Here is a 16054-nt window from a genome sequence, read left to right as displayed (position 1 = left end):
GAACAGCAGGCATGGCAGCAGAAGCATCGGGTAGCGAACTGATCCAGGTGGTGGCATTGCTCGCCGCAGGTGTCGTCGCGGTACCGATCTTCAAGCGCCTGGGGCTCGGCTCCATCCTCGGCTATCTCGCCGCCGGCGTGGTGATCGGCCCGTTCGGACTTCGTATCTTTGCCGAATCGCAAGCCATTCTTCATGTCGCCGAACTCGGCGTCGTCATGTTCCTGTTCATCATCGGGCTGGAAATGCAGCCGTCGCGGCTTTGGGGCCTCAGGCGCGAAATCTTTGGCCTAGGGGCATTGCAGGTCGGTGTGTGCGCGCTATTGCTGACCGGGGTCGGCCTGGCGGGCGGCTTTCCGGTCTCGCAGTCCTTCGTCGCCGGCGCCGGCTTCGTGCTGACCTCGACCGCGATCGTCATGCAGCTTCTGGAAGAGCGTGGCGAAATCGCCGCGCCCAAGGGTCAGCGCATCGTCTCCATCCTGCTGCTCGAGGATCTGGCGATCGTGCCGCTGCTGGCCCTGATCGCATTCCTGGCGCCGGGCGGCGCCCATATGAGCCTGACGGAGCGGCTGACGGAGGTGGGCATCGGTCTTGCCGCGATCGTCGGGCTGGTGCTGGCCGGACGCTATCTGCTCAACCCGCTCTTTCGTATCCTGGCCGATTCCCGCGCCCGCGAGGTGATGACCGCCGCCGCACTTCTGGTCGTACTGGGGTCAGCGCTTGCCATGCAGCTCTCGGGCCTGTCGATGGCAATGGGCGCTTTCCTGGCCGGTGTGTTGCTCTCGGAATCCACCTTCCGTCATCAGCTCGAGGCCGACATCGAGCCGTTCCGGGGCATCCTGCTCGGCCTGTTCTTCCTGGCCGTCGGCATGTCGCTTGACCTCAATGTGGTCGCGCAGAACTGGCGGCTCGTCGCCATCTATGTCGTTGCCTACATGATAATGAAGGCGATCGGCATCTATCTCGTCGCCCGCATGCTCAAGACCGGCCATCGGGAGGCGCTTGAGCGTGCCGTCTTCATGGCGCAGGGCGGCGAGTTCGCCTTCGTTCTCTACTCCGCCGCGGCGGCGGTCGGCATCATCGACAGCCAGGCCAATGCGACGCTGACCGCGATCGTCATCATCTCCATGGTGCTGACGCCGCTGGCCATCCTGGCGCTGCGCTATCTGACGCCGCGCGACGAGCAGTCGCTTGAAGGGGTCGACATTGCCGACGGCCTTACCGGCAGCGTGCTGATCATCGGCTTCGGTCGCTTCGGCCAGATCGCCAGCCAGCCGCTGCTCTTGCGCGGGATCGACGTGTCGATCATCGACAATGAGGTCGAGATGATCCAGGCGGCGGCCGATTTCGGCTTCAAGGTCTATTACGGCGACGGCACGCGGCTGGACATTCTGCGCGCCGCCGGTGCTGGCCGGGCGCGCGCCGTGCTGATCTGCGTCGACAAGCCAGATGCCGCCGTCCGCATCGCTGAGCTGATCAAGGCGGAGTTTCCCCTGCTGACCGTGCTGGCACGCGCTTTCGATCGCGGAACCGCGCTGCAGCTCATCCGGGCCGGCGTCGACTTCCAGCTGCGCGAAACCTTCGAATCGGCCCTTGTCTTCGGCGGTTCCACCCTTGAGGCGCTTGGCGTCGATCCCGAAGACGTCGCCGAAGTCATCGAGGATGTCCGCCGCCGCGACGCCGCCCGTTTCGAGTTGCAGCTCGCCGAAGGCGTTCGCGCCGGGGCGCGCTTCCTCAAAGGCAATATCGGCACGCCCATTCCGACACCGCTCAGCACCCCGCGCCGCGCGGGCCAGGCGCTTAATGAAGAGACCGCCGACGTGCTGCATAAATCCGAAACGGCCGACTGAGGAGCTCGCAGATGATCGAAATGGACGAGCGGGCCCTTGCCGTCGCCCAATTCTGGCGTGATGCCGGAGAGGATGCGTGGTTCGAGAAGAACGACGCCTTCGATGCCGACTTCCGCAACCGGTTTCTCGACCTGCATTATGCCGCCGCCCGGCGCGAATGCGACGACTGGTCGAACCATGCTGAAGGCTCGCTCGCCTTGATGATCCTGCTCGACCAGTTTCCGCGAAACTGCTTTCGCGGCACCGGGCACATGTATGCGACCGACCCGCTGGCGAGATACTTTGCCGGAAAAGCCATCGCCGCCGGCCAGGATCTGGCGCTCGATGAAGATTTGCGTGTTTTCCTCTATCTGCCCTATGAGCATTCGGAGCTGCTCGACGATCAAGAACGGTCGGTGGAACTGACGGCCACCAAGGCGCCCGAGTATCTGAAATATGCTGAGGAGCATCTGGAAATCATCCGGCGCTTCGGCCGCTTTCCGCACCGCAACAGGATGCTCGGCCGCGAAACGACGCCGGAGGAACAGGCGTTCCTTGATGGCGGCGGGTTCTCCGGCTGATCTCTTGCGGAGCCTGCCGGCGTCAGGCCAGCCACCAGTCGCGGCCGGACGGCAGCCGCTCTATGCCAACCGTATCGACGGAGGCAAGCCGCTCGGGCACGCTCCTGCCGCCGACGGCGAGGCCGGGCGCGATCTCGGCCAGCGGCGCCAGCACGAAGGCGCGCTCCAGCATGCGCGGATGCGGCACTTCCAGCCCCGTCTCATGGATGATGCGATCGCCGAACACCAATATGTCGATATCGATCAGGCGCGGTCCCCAACGTTCCTCGCGCACCCGCTTCAGCCGGCGCTCGGCGTCGAGACACAGATCGAGCAACGCACGCGGTGTAAGCGCAGTTGATATTTCGGCTGCCGCATTGAGGAAATCCGGCTGGTCGAGCTTGCCCCAGGGCGGCGTCCGGTAAAGCGAGGAGACCGCGACGACACGCGTCTTCTCGTCGCCATCCAACATGCGCAGCGCCGCAGCCATAGACTTTGCCGGATCGCCGAGATTGCCGCCAAGGCTGAGGTAGACCGTATTATTCTGGCCAGACAACGGTCACCTCGACATGATCGAGCACACCGGGCACCGGCGCGTTCGGCTTGCGCACGGTGATTTCGGCCCTTTTGATCTGCGGAAACCGCGCCGTCAGAGCCCGGGCCACCTCCAGTGCCAGCGCTTCGATCAGAAAACGGCGCTCGCCGGTGACGATCTTTTCGATCACCGCGAAGGCAATGCCGTAATTGACCGTGTCGTCGATGGAATCATCAACCAGCGCCCGGCCCGGTTCTACCGTGAGGGCGGCATCGACATAAAAACGCTGGCCGAGCGTTTCCTCCTCGTCCAGCACGCCATGCCGGGCGAAGAAGGCGCAGTTCTTCATTCGGATGACATACATCGCTCAGCTTCCCCGGACATCTCGCGCCAGCATAGCATCGGCAATGGCCAGTGCATCCATGTTGATTGCGACATCGTGGACGCGAAAAAGCTGTGCGCCCTTAAGCCTTAGAATCACGCTTGTCGCCGCGGTCCCCGCACCCCTCGCCGAGGCGTCGCGGCCGGTAACAGTGCCGATGAAACGCTTTCGCGATGTGCCGGCCATCAAAGGAAAGCCCAACGCATCGAGTTCGGAAAACCGCGCCATCACGTCGAGGTTTTCCTCCGCTGTTTCCTTGGCGAAGCCAAAGCCTGGATCGAGCACGATGTGGTCATCGGCGACGCCGCTTCGCCGGGCGATTTCCAGCGATTTCCCGAGGAAGAAAAGCTGGTCCTCGATAACGTCGGGCAGTTTTTGCCGGTCACGCCCGGTGTGCATGATCACCAGCCCGGCGCCGGTTTCGGCTGCCACGCGCGCGATGCCCGGCTCGCGCTGCAGGCCCCAGACATCGTTGACGATATGCGCGCCGGCCGCCACCGCCAGCCGGGCAGTGTCCTCGCGATAGGTGTCGACCGAAATCAGCGCCTCGCCAAGCCCGGCCAGCGCCTCGATGACCGGCAACACGCGGGCCTGCTCTTCGTCAGCGGTTACCGCGGAGGCGCCGGGACGCGTCGATTCTCCGCCGACATCGATGACCGAGGCCCCCTCCTCCGTCATGCGGCGTGCCTGGGCTACCGCATGTTCGGGCGCGACGAACAGCCCGCCGTCGAAAAAACTGTCCGGAGTGACGTTGAGGATGCCGACAATCACCGACTTGCCGCCAAGGTCGAGATGGCGTCCGTGCGCCAACTGCCATCGCCTTGTCGTCATTGTCCATCAACCATGTGTGATCCGCCAAAGATCAATTTCGTTGCGTCGAGGACGGCCGTAACGCAAGGTGGCTGAAGAGGCAACAAGATGAACCGACCCCTGCTCTGCGCCCTGATGCTCGCAATGATCGCTTTGCCCGCGGGCGCTGCGTCACTGGTGAAGACATACAGCTATTTCCCCGTCGGCGGCAGGACGCTAGACGACATCGAGACTCAGCTCACCAAACACGGGCCTCGCGTGAAGAGCACCGGGATGAGGCATCCCGGTGCCACGCAAATGGCCTTCACCACGCGTGTCGGCTACGCGGAGAATGCGAATTCCTGCCGCATCGTCGCCGCCACCGTGACCGTCAAGGTCAAGGTGATCCTCCCGGAGTGGCGCCGTCCGCGCAAGGCCGATGCCGGCGTAAGATTGTTCTGGGACACTCTGTCTTCCGACATCAAGCGCCACGAGGAACGCCATGTCGAGATCGCCAAGAACCATGCCAGGGAACTCGAGGACGTGCTGAAAGCGAGCTATCCGCAGAAGACCTGCCAGGAGGCCAAGGCGAAGGCTGCCGAGATCACCGCAGCCATGCTTGCCAGGCATGACCAGGATCAACTGCGGTTCGACCGCGTTGAAAGCGTCAATTTCGAAAGCCGCATCATCCGGCTGCTGCGCTACCGCATGGAGCGCATCGAGAACGGCCGGTTGCCGCCGACCTGAGATTTCGCCGGGTCAGGGAACGCGCCGGCGCGAGCCAATTTCGCCGAAGCATGGTGCCAGGCTGGAAAAACTTCGAGCCGCTGTCGAAATCGGCCTATATGGGACGACATATGTCAGGTTCGCCAAGGCGAAACCCCAGAACCACGAGATAACGATCGACGCGGCAGACGCACCGGACCGGCCTCCGGGGACGCACGCAAGCCCATGAAAGACTTAAGACGATGGACCAGGCTGTCGACAAGCAGGCGACGATGGTGCCCCCATCACCGCTGACAGAGAGCGAGAAGAACGCCATCATCGGCGGCGTGCTGTTGTCGATGCTGTTGGCGGCGCTCGACCAGACCATTGTCGCACCGGCCATGCCGACCATCGCGCATGCGCTCGGCCATGCCCAATACCTGCCCTGGATCGTGACCGGCTATCTCCTGACCGCAACCGCGATGGCGCCGCTCTATGGCAAGATCTCCGACGTCCATGGACGCCGGCCGACCGTCTATGCGGCGATCCTCATCTTTCTAGCGGGCTCGCTTGTCAGCGCCATGGCCCCCAACATGCTCGTGCTGATCATCGGCCGGGCGATCCAAGGCGCCGGCGGCGGCGGCCTTTTCGCCTTGGCGCAGACCGTCATCGGAGACCTCGTGCCGCCGCGAGAGCGAGCGCGCTACGCCGCCTGGATCGCGGGAACATGGGCCGTCGCCAGCATCGCCGGGCCGCTGCTCGGCGGTGGCTTCGCCGAACATCTGCACTGGTCATTGATCTTCTGGATCAACCTGCCGCTCGGCTTTCTGGCCATGGCGATCATCAACAAGCCGCTGAAGAAGCTGCCGATCGCAGCAAAGCATCATCGCATCGACGGGCTGGGCGCATTGCTGCTTGTGGTGGCGACGGCATTGCTGCTGCTGGCGCTGAACTGGGGCGGCAGCACCTACCCCTGGCTGTCCGGCGAAATCCTTGGGCTGCTCGCCTGTTCGGCAATGTTCTGGGGTGCCTTCGCGCTGCGGCTGCTGAAGGCGGCAGAGCCGCTCATCTCGCTCGAGGTGCTTGGCAATCCGATCGTCCTGACCGGTACATTGTCCATGTTCCTGCTGCAGGCCGCCAATATCGGCCTGGCGGTCTACCTGCCGGTCTATCTGCAATCGGTCATCGGGCTGTCGGTTGGCGAATCGGGCATTGCCATGCTGGGACTGATGCTCGGCACCGTTGCCGGCGCGACATTCAGCGGCCGCACGATACCGCGCTTTGTCCACTACAAGCGGATCGCGATGGCCGGGGTCACCTTCGCCATAGTGTGTCTGGGCGTGCTCAGCCTTGTGGCGGGACATGCCTCGCTGCTGGTTGTCGAAATCCTGACGACATGCATTGGCCTCGGCAGCGGAACGACCTTTCCGGTTGCCACCGTATCGGTTCAGAACGCCGTCGATCAGCGGCACCTCGGCGTCGCCACTGGTGTGCTGACCTTCCTTCGCTCATTGGGCAGCGCCCTCGGGGTGGCGATGCTCGGCGCGGTCGCGCTGGGCTACGGCCTGCCGCTGGCGAGCGAAGGCGCGCGTACGACCAGCGCGGCTGCCGACACCGCCGCATTCGCGATGATCTTCCTCGCCGCGGCCGTGACCCTGGTCCTGGCGCTGGTCACGCTCGGACTGATGCCGGAAAAGCCGCTTCGCGGCCATGCGGAGACCGCGCCGGGTCTCACGGAGTAAGCCCGCGACCACGTCAATCGTGGACGCCCAGCTTCTTCTGCAGGCTGGTCGACGAGGTCGTATACTGGAATACGATGCGCTCGCCTGGGCTGATAATGCGCTTTGCCGCCTGCGCCATCAGCGCGACCTCATGGAACCCCGACAGGATCAGCTTGAGCTTGCCGGGGTACCAGTTGATGTCGCCGACGGCGAAGATGCCCGGCACCGATGTCTGGAATTTCTCGGTATCGACCGGGATCAAGTTCTCATGGAGATTGAGCCCCCAGTCGGCGATCGGACCGAGCTTCATGGTCAGGCCGAAGAACGGCAGCATGCGCGTGCACGCCACCTCGACATCGCCATCAGGCCCCTTGATGGTCGCCGATGAAAGCAGGCCGTCGGCGCCGGTCAGGCCTATCACCTGGCCGAGCTGGAAAGCCAGTTCCTTCGTCTCCTGCATGGCATACATCTTGTTGACGCTGTCCGGGGCGGCGCGGAATTCGGGGCGCCTGTGGACCAGCGTCACGCTTTTCGCCACCGGTTGCAGGTTCAGCGTCCAGTCGAGCGCCGAATCGCCGCCACCGACGATGACGAGATCGTGGCCGCGAAAATCCTCCATCCGCCGAACCGAATAGAAGACGCTCTTTCCTTCATAGGCCTCGATGCCCGGGATTGGCGGACGTTTGGGCTGGAATGAGCCGCCGCCAGCGGCGATGACCACCACCTTGGCTTCAAACACCTCGTTCTCGTCGGTGATGACGCGAAAGCCGCCGTCATCCAGCTTTTCGAGGCTTGAAACCATGCGATTATAAGTGAATTCGGGCTTGAACGGCGCGATCTGCTCAAGCAGCTTGTCGACCAGCCCCTGCGCCGAGATCGAGGGCCAGCCTGGTATGTCGTAGATCGGCTTTTCCGGGTAGAGTTCCGCGCATTGCCCGCCCGGCCGGTCGAGTATGTCGATCAGGTGGCATTTCATGTCGAAGAGGCCGAGTTCGAACACGGCGAACAGGCCGACCGGGCCTGCCCCGACGATGAGAACGTCCGTCTTGATCGTGTCGGTCATGCGATGCGCCTTGTGCCAAACTGGCGCGACACTGCATGACCATTGGCCCGCTGCCAAGCTGTCGCCGGGAAAATCATCGGGCCGTGACGTCAGCCCTGGCGAGCAGGCACGCGCACGACCAGTCCATCCAGCGCATCGCGCACCTTGATCTGGCAGGACAGCCGCGAGTTCGGCTGGACGTCGTAGGCGAAGTCCAGCATGTCCTCCTCCATCGCCTCCGGTTCGCCGACTTCAGCGGTCCAGGCCTCGTCGACATAGACATGGCAGGTTGCGCAGGCGCAGGCGCCGCCGCATTCGGCCTCGATCCCTGGCACCGCGTTGCGGATCGCGTTTTCCATGACGGTCGAGCCGTTCTCGGCATCCACGTCGAACTGCGTGCCGTCATGGGCAATGAAGGTCAGCTTGGTCATTTGTCACCTGAAGGGAAGTCCCAGCCAGATAATCACTCCGGCAGACAAGTCAACTGCCGTGCGAAAACGCCGCTCTATGCCGTTTTTTTGGAAACTGGAATTAGCGGTTGATGGCTGCGATGAAATCGCGCACTTCCTCGATCAGCGCGCCAAGGCGCTTGAGCGTGCTGGAGTCTTCGGGCTGACGCTCGATGGCGGTGGCGCAATCGGCGATGGCGAAGGCGCCGACCCCCCGGGCAGAGCCCTTCAGCCCGTGTGCCAGAAACAACCTTTCCCGGACGTCGGCGTCGGCTATCCGGTCGCGCACCGACAGCGCCTGTTGTACGAACAGGGCAAGAACCTCCCGCTCGAGCTCGCGATCGCCCATCGTCTGGCGGGCCAGATGCGCCATATCCACAGGCCGTGCCGGCCCGGTTCCCGACACGTCGCCGCCGGGCATTGAGAAGGCGATGCCGTTTTCGCCACGCATGAACTCTAACTCCTTGATCGTCGGATCGCCGGAAAAGCTAGGCGAATCCCATGGACAACGGGTTAATGAGTGGCCGCGAAAAATGTTGCGAAAACGGCGCCGGGATCACGGTGTTGTTAACCTTATATTTAAAGTTTTACGTATCTCGCGGAATGCATGTTTTCTTTACCCCGGTGTGTCATTACGATACGAGGGGTCCATTTTTCAGCCTCCTGCGCGGGATGCGAAAATCACAATCATAAGTCCCGCCGCAGCTTGTACAGGGTAGCGAAGGCATGGCGAAGAAAACAACGACGACAAGAACGCTCGACAGCGACGTAGCCAAGGAACTCGAAAAAGCGCTTGAAATCGACCTGAGCGGGGATGCCGTCGGCGACCTCGACATTGCAGCGTCGATGGAAGACCTGGAGGCGCAGATATCGCAGGCTGCGGACGAGCTGGCGCGCGAAGGCCGCAACCAGGACGCGGAGCCTGCCGTCAGCCAGAGCGAAACGCCAGCGCCTGTCGCAAACCAAAGCCACGCGAACCAAAGTCAAAAAACGGCGCCCGCCGCCAACCAGAGCCAGAGCGCGAAGTCAGCGGCAAAGGCCAAGCCAGCCGAACTGCGCCCGGTGGAAACGCGCAATGGCTCGCAGCCGGCCGGTTTCGCGCCAGCCAACGACGACCGTCAAAAGGATTACAAGACGCTTCTTCACAGCCTCAACCGGCGCGCCTCGAACACGATCTATTGGGTCGTGGCGATCGTTTCGCTCGTCTGGCTTGCCGGCGCTGGAGCGTTGGCCAATCTGCTGTTCGGACCGGATATCTGGAAAATCCGCACGCTTGACCAGTTTTTGGCCCGTCCCGAACTGATCGGCCTGGCGGCCGCGGCAATCCTGCCCGTTATCCTGTTCTGGGCGTTTGCCGCCATGATCCGCCGCGCCCAGGAGATGCGCATCGCCGCCCAGTCGATGACGGAAGTGGCCTTCCGCCTGGCCGAACCTGAAAGCCTTGCCCAGGATCGCGTGATGATGATCGGCCAGGCCGTTCGCCGCGAGGTGGCAGCCATGGGCGAAGGCATCGAGCGCACGCTGGCGCGCGCCGTCGAGCTCGAAACCCTGGTCCACAGCGAGGTGAACCAGATCGAACGCTCCTATTCGGAAAACGAAACCCGCATCCGTACGCTCGTCGACGGGCTGGGCAGCGAGCGCGAAGCCGTGGTCACCCACGCCGAGCGCGTGCGCGCATCGATCGCCGGCGCGCATGAGACGCTGAAGGAAGAAATCGGGTCTGCCAGCGACCTCATCCGCGACAGCATCCTCAACGCTTCGACCCAGCTGTCCATGACCATCACCAATTCCGGCGATACATTGATCGACAGGATCAACGGAAGTTCGATGTCGATCTTCGATCAGGTGGAAGGCCGGCTGGATACGATCACCGACCGGCTGTCGACCTCGGGCGAGGCGTTTGCCAGCCTGCTCGATACACGCATCGCCAAACTGACGGACACGACCGACGGCCTGACACGGTCGCTGACCGACCTGCTCGACGACCGGACCAACGGCATGGTGTCGCTGCTCGGCGGCGCCGCGCGCACGCTGAGTTCCGAGTTCGAAGCCAGCCTTAGCGGCATCGAGCGCACGCTTGCCGAACGGGGCCAGGCGCTGATCGGCGAATTCCAGACCCGTGCCGAAGCGCTGGACACCGGCACGCAGAAGCTCAACGCCGCGCTGGAGGCCCGTGCACGCCAGATCAACGAGACGCTGGTCGAACGCGCACGCGAAATCGCCCACACCTTCCAGGAAAGCAAGGACACGCTGTCGGCCATGATCGATCAGGGCAAAACCCAGATCGGCGCCGACATGGCCGACATCGTTTCGTCGACCTCATCCATGCTTGAAGCGCGTGCCAGCGACTTCGCCGGGCGCATGGAAGCGGCGCGCCATGTCGTTTCCCGTTCCTTCGACAGCGATATCCAGCGACTTGCCGACGCCCGCGTCGGCATCGAGGAGGCCGTCGAAAACCACAGCCGCAAGCTGTCGGAAAGCCGCGAGCGCATGACGGCGGCAATGCAGGCCGATCTGGAGAAGTTCGCTGAAAGCCGCGCCGGCATCGACGCAGCCGTGACCGACCAGGTGCAGAAACTTGCCGAGGGCCGCAGCCTGATCGCGCGCGCTCTCGAAGAGGATCTGCGCAAGGTCAACGAGTCGCGCGCCGCCATCGACGCTTCGCTCGGCAGCCATCTCGAAAGGCTCGAAGAAGGCCGCAACAGGCTTGCGCTTGCCCTCGACGAAGACTCTGGGAAACTTGTGCAAGCCCGCACAATCATTGATGAAATGGTTGCTGGTCACGTCGGAAAGCTTGCTGAGGGTCGCGGCATTCTTTCGCGGGCGCTGGAGGCCGACCTCGCCAAGCTGGCCGACAACCGCGCCGGCATTGACGGGCTGGTCGCCGCCCAGGTTGAGAAGATCGCCGAAGGCCGCGCCGTCCTCGCCAAGGCACTGGAAACCGACATTGTCGGCATCAAGGACCTGATCGAGAGCCATTCCGCGAAACTGGCGGAAGACCGCGCCGGGCTGTCGCGTTCGCTCGACGATGACCTGTCCGGCATCAGGGGCCTGATCGACAGCCATTCGGGCCGGCTTGCCGAGGATCGCAGCCTGTTGTCGCAAACGCTCGAGGCCGACCTCGCCAAGCTGGCGGAAAGCCGCACTAGCATCGACGGACTGGTCGCCGGCCAGGTCGAGAAACTGGCCGAAGGCCGCGATATCCTCAAGCGCGCGCTGGAAACCGACCTGAACACGATCAAGGGCGTTATCGCTGGCCAGTCCGAAAGGCTGGCGGAAGACCGCAACCAGCTTTCACGAGCGCTGGAAACAGACTTGCAGAGCGTCAACAGTCTTATCTCCGACCACATGAACAGGCTCGCCGAGGACCGCTCGACACTGTCGAAGGCGCTCGAGGACGATCTCGCCAAGCTGGCCGAAAGCCGCTCGAGCATCGACGGGCTAGTCGCCGGTCAGGTCGAGAAGCTGGCCGAGGGCCGGGATATCCTCAAGCGCGCACTGGAAGCCGATCTCGGCAGCGTCAACAATCTCGTCAACAGCCACGCCGAGAAGTTGGTCGAGGACCGTTCGGCCTTGTCGAAGGCTCTTGAGGACGATCTCGCCAGGCTGGCGGAAAGCCGCTCAAGCATCGACGGGCTGGTCGCCGGCCAGGTCGAGAAACTGTCCGAAGGACGCGACATCCTCAGGCGCGCGCTGGAAGCGGACCTTAATACGATCAAGGGCGTCGTTGCGGACCAGTCCCAGCAATTGACCGACAATCGCGCGGAGTTTGCGCGGGCGCTGGAAGCCGATCTTGGCAGCGTCAACAGCCTCGTCGGCAACCATGCCGAAAAACTCCTGCGGGACCGCTCGACGCTGTCGAAGGCGCTTGAGGACGATCTCGCCAAACTGGCGGAAAGCCGTACGAGCATCGACGGACTGGTCGCCGGCCAGGTCGAGAAATTGGCCGAAGGCCGCGACATACTGAGGCGCGCGCTGGAAGCCGATCTCAACACGATCAAGGGCGTCGTTGCGGACCAGTCCCAGCAATTGACCGACAATCGCGCGGAGTTTGCGCGCGCGCTGGAAGCCGATCTCGGCAACGTCAACAGCCTCGTCGGCAACCATGCCGAAAAACTCCTGCAGGACCGCTCGACGCTGTCGAAGGCGCTTGAGGACGATCTCGCCAAGCTGGCCGAAAGCCGCTCAAGCATCGATGGGCTGGTCGCCGGCCAGGTTGAGAAATTGGCTGAAGGCCGCGACATACTGAGGCGCGCGCTGGAGGCCGATCTGGAAAGGCTTGCGGCAAGCCGTGGCGAAGTCGACGACATCATTACCGGCCATGTCGGCAAGCTCGCCGAAGGCCGCGACATGCTGACCCGCGCCTTGGACGACGATCTTTCCAAGCTTGCCGACACGCGCAAGGACGTGGACCGTTCCCTGTCCCGCCATATCGACCAGATCGCCGCCCGAAGCACCGACATCTCGGATGCCATCGCAGCCGACGTCGAGAAGATCGAGCAGGCGTTCAGCCGGCAGACGGGTGTCATCGAGGAGCGCGCCGGAACTATGGAGCGCGCGTTGTCGACAGGCGTCGACAACGTCCGCGCCGTGCTCGAGAAGAGCGCTGTTTTCGTTGCTGGAGCGCTGCGCGAAAAGGTCATGGAAGTCACCAGCGCGCTGCATGAGCAGGCGGGTGTGGCGTTCAGCGACGCCGACCACAAGATCGCCGAACGCGCCGAGCAGACCTCGGCCGCCCTGCTTGCCAGGGCAGAGGATATCGCCCGCACCTTCGAGGAGGCGGATCGCCGCCTTGCAGCGCGTGCACAGGACACGTCGAGCGCGCTTATCGCCCGCGCCGAGGACACATCGAGCGCACTCATGGCCCGTGTCGACGACACGTCGAACTCCTTGCTGGCGCGCGCCCAGGCAACAGCCGATCAACTGGCCGCCCGTGCCGGCGAGATCGCCGGAACATTCGATGCGGCGGACCAGAAGCTGGTTGCCCGCGCCGTCGAAACAGCACAGTCGCTGGCCGCACGCGCCGGCGATATCCTGCGCAATTTCGAAGGCGCCGACGAACGGCTGACCGTGCGGATCGGCGAATCGGCCGAAGCACTTGCGGCACGTGCGTCGGATCTCGGCCGTATCTTCGATGCCGCCGACCAGCAGTTGATGTCGCGCATTGCCGAAGGCTCGGAGGCACTGTCGGCGCGCGCCTCCGAGATCGGCCGCATCTTCGACGAAGCCGATCACCGCCTGGTGGCGCGCATCGCCGACAGCACCTCGATGATCGGCGAGCATGCCGACAACATAGTCGGTGCCTTCGCCAGCACCGAGCAGCGTGTTGCCGAACGTGCAAGGCTGACCGGTCAGGATCTTGCCGTCCATGCGCGCGAAATCGAGCAGGCGCTGGCCGGCGCCGATGAGCGCCTGGCTTCAAACGCGGCGGCTGCGGCGGCTCGTGTCGAGGAGCAGCTTGCCGGCGTCGAGAACCGTCTCGCCTACACTACCGAAACGGTGGGCCAGAGGCTCAACGAGCAGGTTTCAACCGCCGAGGCGCAACTCATTTCACGCGCCAACGCAATCGCCGAGACCTTTACCGCGGTCGGCCAGCATATCGGCCAGAGCACCAACGACGCGGCGAAGACCATCGGCTCCAACACTCGCGAGCTCAATACCATGCTTGCGGCGCGTTCGGCCGAGATATCGAAAATCCTCGACGAAACGGCGCGGCCTCTGGTCGAGCGCTTCGCCCAGGGCGGCTCGGAACTGCAAAAGAGCATGGAAGAAGTCACCGAGCGCGCCACCGAGAAGCTGCGCAGCGAAAATGCCGCTCTCGTCAACGCGCTCGCCAGCCGCACCGCCGAAACGCTGTCGGCCGTCGAGGGCGCACGCTCGACGCTCGCCGACAGTGTCGCCGAGCTCATCGGCCGCATGAGCACATCCAGTGCGCAGCTCGGTCAGTTGATCGAGCAGGCGGCGACCAATCTCGGCCAGGTCGACGAACGCCTGAGCGGCAGCACGCAGAGCTTTGCCGCGACGACCGAAAAAGCCGCGCAGACCTTCGCCAGTTCGGCGCGCCTGGTCGATTCCAACACGACCCGGCTTACCGAACTGTCGTCCGCCACCTTGCGCGAGGTCGCCTCGATCGCCACCAAGTTCGACGAGCACAGCCGGTTGCTGTCCAGCGCTTCGGACCTGCTGGGCTCGGCCCAGGCCAACCTCGAACACACGCTGGAGCGCCAGTCCTCGCTGGAGGATCTCGCCGTCGGCCTGGTCAAGAAGTCGGAAGATTTGGAAAAGGTGATGCGCTCGTTCGAGAACCTGGTCGGCCAGACGCTGCAAAATGCCGAAGGCAAGACACTGGAATCGGCCGACAAGATCCGGTCCGCCATCTTCGAGGTTGTCGATTCGGCAACCAAGCGTTTCGCCGACGCAACCGAGGAGATGCGGCGCACCGCAGGCTCGATCAAGAGCGAGCTCGACCTCACCCGCGCCGAGCTCAAAAAGGGTGTCATCGAGATGCCGGAGGAGGCAAAGGAATCGACCACGGCCATCCGCCGCGCGGTTTCTGAACAGATCAACGCGTTGAAGGAACTTTCGGATATCGTTGCGAAATCCGGCCGCGGCGCCACCGATCCCTCGGAGCCGCGCAGCCTGCGTCCGGCGCCGCAGGCGCCTGTCGCACGCGCTCCCGAGCCGCCACGCCGGAACCCGTCGCCAGCGCCGCAGCCGGAGCTTCGTGCGCCGCAAGTGCCGTTGGGCGGGTCCGCCTTGCGTGACCTGGAGCGCCCGGTTGAGACGGCGCGTCAGCGCGATCCCAATGCCCGGACGCCTCAGGGTGGCTGGGTGCGCGATCTCCTGACCGGGGCATCGCGCGAAGAGGAAGCCAGGCCCGCCGCTCCGGCCGAAACGCAACGCCCGGCCCCTGCCCAGCGTTCACCGCTTCATGTCATGGAGTCGCTCAACTCGCTTTCCGTCGATATCGCCCGAGCCATCGATCACGATGCTTCGATCGAATTGTGGAACCGCTATCGGCGCGGCGAGCGCGACGTGTTTACGCGGCGTCTCTACACGCTGAAGGGCCAGCAGACTTTCGACGAAATCCGCCGCAAATATCAGACCGAGGCGGAATTCCGCGCCGCCGTCGACCGCTACTGCGACGATTTCGAGAAGCTGCTCAAGGACGTGTCGCGCAACGACCGCGACAACATCATGGCGCAGACCTACCTGACGTCGGACACCGGCAAAGTCTACACCATGCTTGCCCACGCCAGCGGCCGCCTGCATTGATCAGGCAATAGGGGAATTAAAAAAGGCGGGAGATTTTCCCGCCTTTTTCATTTCCGCCCACAGGTTCCGCGGCCGGCCTTGTTTTCTCAGATCACCGAATCGGTCCAGCGCACGATGTCCCTGGCCGCGTCGCCGAACGCATTGTCGAGCGCGCCGACATAGGCCTGGTTGCCGCTGCCCGAGACGGGCGCGCTCGCGGTAAAGCTCTTCGATGCGCGCACCTCGCCGTTGCGGTCGTTCAGTATCCGCACGAACAGATCGACCTCGGCGTGTTCGCCGCCATCGACGCGGACGTCGAAGGACCGGACCTCGACGATCACCTGATAATCGATCGCCAGCCCCTCACCCGGCTTGCCGACGCCGGCGAAGCTGCCCGAACGCTGGAACGTCTCGGCCAGCCGCGCCTGCACGATCAGCGGCAGCCGGTCGGCCCATTGCGCGCCTTTGAGATACTGGATCGACCGATCGGACGGCCTGATGACGATGTTCTGGCTGTCCAGCGCCTTGAGCGCCGACGGCTGGGCGATGAGTATCTGGCGGCGGCTGTGGCTGCGCGCATCGAGCGACGGCGCCGAAAGCTCGAACGTGTCGAGCGGAGCCGGCCCGCCGCCCGGCAAGGCAGCGCAACTGGCAAGGGTCATGGCAAGCAATGCCACAGCCGATCTGACGCCGCCCGATTTGACCCAAAACGACTTCACACGCGATCCCCGCAATACCCGGCCCCGTTGTCCCCAGATCGTAAGGTCAACCTGCATTGGTGGTCCACGTTT

General features: G+C 63.8%; 11 protein-coding genes and 1 pseudogene. 5 read left to right on the top strand and 7 right to left on the bottom strand.

The window, feature by feature from the left end; genetic code table 11:
* The first annotated feature begins 11 nt into the window (after positions 1 to 11).
* Positions 12 to 1847, top strand: a complete 1836-nt coding sequence (locus AC0L2H_RS13075; protein ID WP_473590608.1) for a monovalent cation:proton antiporter-2 (CPA2) family protein — start codon at positions 12 to 14, stop codon at positions 1845 to 1847.
* Positions 1848 to 1858: 11 nt separating this feature from the next.
* Positions 1859 to 2407: a DUF924 family protein gene (locus tag AC0L2H_RS13070; RefSeq protein WP_473590607.1), complete on the top strand. Its 549-nt coding sequence runs from the start codon at positions 1859 to 1861 to the stop codon at positions 2405 to 2407.
* Positions 2408 to 2429: 22 nt separating this feature from the next.
* Here AC0L2H_RS13070 and folK read toward each other — a convergent pair whose 3' ends face one another.
* Genes folK through folP form a run of 3 tightly spaced genes read right to left on the bottom strand, consistent with a single transcriptional unit; the run spans position 2430 to position 4134 of the window.
* Entirely contained in the window at positions 2430 to 2942 is a 513-nt protein-coding gene (gene folK, locus AC0L2H_RS13065; RefSeq protein WP_473590606.1) for a 2-amino-4-hydroxy-6-hydroxymethyldihydropteridine diphosphokinase, read from the bottom strand.
* Positions 2926 to 3285, bottom strand: coding sequence for a dihydroneopterin aldolase (folB, locus tag AC0L2H_RS13060; RefSeq protein WP_107647939.1), 360 nt, complete (start codon positions 3283 to 3285; stop codon positions 2926 to 2928). Before folB ends, folK begins: the two co-directional genes overlap by 17 nt.
* Positions 3286 to 3288: 3 nt before the next feature.
* Entirely contained in the window at positions 3289 to 4134 is an 846-nt protein-coding gene (folP, locus tag AC0L2H_RS13055) for a dihydropteroate synthase (RefSeq protein ID WP_473590605.1), read from the bottom strand.
* An 87-nt stretch (positions 4135 to 4221) separates the two neighbouring features.
* On the opposite strand from folP, the gene AC0L2H_RS13050 reads away from it, so the two are divergent.
* Positions 4222 to 4839, top strand: coding sequence for a DUF922 domain-containing Zn-dependent protease (locus tag AC0L2H_RS13050; RefSeq protein WP_473590604.1), 618 nt, complete (start codon positions 4222 to 4224; stop codon positions 4837 to 4839).
* A gap of 182 nt (positions 4840 to 5021) precedes the next feature.
* Positions 5022 to 6539, top strand: a pseudogene (locus tag AC0L2H_RS13045) (MDR family MFS transporter); the annotation flags it as partial.
* 13 nt (positions 6540 to 6552) lie between these two features.
* On the opposite strand, the gene AC0L2H_RS13040 reads toward AC0L2H_RS13045, so the two are convergent.
* The 3 genes from AC0L2H_RS13040 to AC0L2H_RS13030 all read right to left on the bottom strand — a co-directional run bounded on the left by AC0L2H_RS13040 (position 6553) and on the right by AC0L2H_RS13030 (position 8460).
* Complete coding sequence (locus AC0L2H_RS13040; protein WP_473590603.1) at positions 6553 to 7581, bottom strand: NAD(P)/FAD-dependent oxidoreductase; 1029 nt, start codon at positions 7579 to 7581, stop codon at positions 6553 to 6555.
* A gap of 89 nt (positions 7582 to 7670) precedes the next feature.
* Positions 7671 to 7991 (bottom strand): 2Fe-2S iron-sulfur cluster-binding protein, encoded by a 321-nt coding sequence (locus tag AC0L2H_RS13035; RefSeq protein WP_023762917.1) that lies wholly within the window; start codon positions 7989 to 7991, stop codon positions 7671 to 7673.
* A 100-nt stretch (positions 7992 to 8091) separates the two neighbouring features.
* A complete protein-coding gene (locus AC0L2H_RS13030; RefSeq protein WP_473590602.1) occupies positions 8092 to 8460 on the bottom strand; it encodes an Hpt domain-containing protein in 369 nt (122 codons plus the stop codon).
* A 275-nt stretch (positions 8461 to 8735) separates the two neighbouring features.
* Between AC0L2H_RS13030 and AC0L2H_RS13025 the strand changes: the two genes are divergently transcribed.
* The gene (locus AC0L2H_RS13025; RefSeq protein WP_473590601.1) at positions 8736 to 15284 is read left to right on the top strand and encodes a coiled-coil domain-containing protein; all 6549 of its coding nucleotides are present in this window, start codon (positions 8736 to 8738) and stop codon (positions 15282 to 15284) included.
* An 86-nt stretch (positions 15285 to 15370) separates the two neighbouring features.
* Here the strand turns inward: AC0L2H_RS13025 and AC0L2H_RS13020 are convergent, their stop codons facing one another.
* Entirely contained in the window at positions 15371 to 16039 is a 669-nt protein-coding gene (locus tag AC0L2H_RS13020; RefSeq protein ID WP_473590600.1) for an ABC-type transport auxiliary lipoprotein family protein, read from the bottom strand.
* Positions 16040 to 16054: the final 15 nt, after the last annotated feature.

The organism is Mesorhizobium sp. WSM4871, from assembly GCF_055811295.1.
The sequence above is the reverse complement of the archived record's forward strand: the minus strand, read 5'-3'. Positions and strand labels throughout refer to the sequence as shown.

What these genes read in the sequence shown, in the direction of transcription:
- folP (WP_473590605.1), bottom strand. Translation starts at nt 4,134, where the DNA reads ATGACGACAAGGCGATGGCAGTTGGCGCACGGACGCCATCTCGACCTT.
- AC0L2H_RS13020 (WP_473590600.1), bottom strand. Translation starts at nt 16,039, where the DNA reads ATGCAGGTTGACCTTACGATCTGGGGACAACGGGGCCGGGTATTGCGG.
- AC0L2H_RS13040 (WP_473590603.1), bottom strand. Translation starts at nt 7,581, where the DNA reads ATGACCGACACGATCAAGACGGACGTTCTCATCGTCGGGGCAGGCCCG.
- AC0L2H_RS13050 (WP_473590604.1), top strand. Translation starts at nt 4,222, where the DNA reads ATGAACCGACCCCTGCTCTGCGCCCTGATGCTCGCAATGATCGCTTTG.
- AC0L2H_RS13070 (WP_473590607.1), top strand. Translation starts at nt 1,859, where the DNA reads ATGATCGAAATGGACGAGCGGGCCCTTGCCGTCGCCCAATTCTGGCGT.
- AC0L2H_RS13075 (WP_473590608.1), top strand. Translation starts at nt 12, where the DNA reads ATGGCAGCAGAAGCATCGGGTAGCGAACTGATCCAGGTGGTGGCATTG.
- AC0L2H_RS13030 (WP_473590602.1), bottom strand. Translation starts at nt 8,460, where the DNA reads ATGCGTGGCGAAAACGGCATCGCCTTCTCAATGCCCGGCGGCGACGTG.
- folB (WP_107647939.1), bottom strand. Translation starts at nt 3,285, where the DNA reads ATGTATGTCATCCGAATGAAGAACTGCGCCTTCTTCGCCCGGCATGGC.
- AC0L2H_RS13025 (WP_473590601.1), top strand. Translation starts at nt 8,736, where the DNA reads ATGGCGAAGAAAACAACGACGACAAGAACGCTCGACAGCGACGTAGCC.
- AC0L2H_RS13035 (WP_023762917.1), bottom strand. Translation starts at nt 7,991, where the DNA reads ATGACCAAGCTGACCTTCATTGCCCATGACGGCACGCAGTTCGACGTG.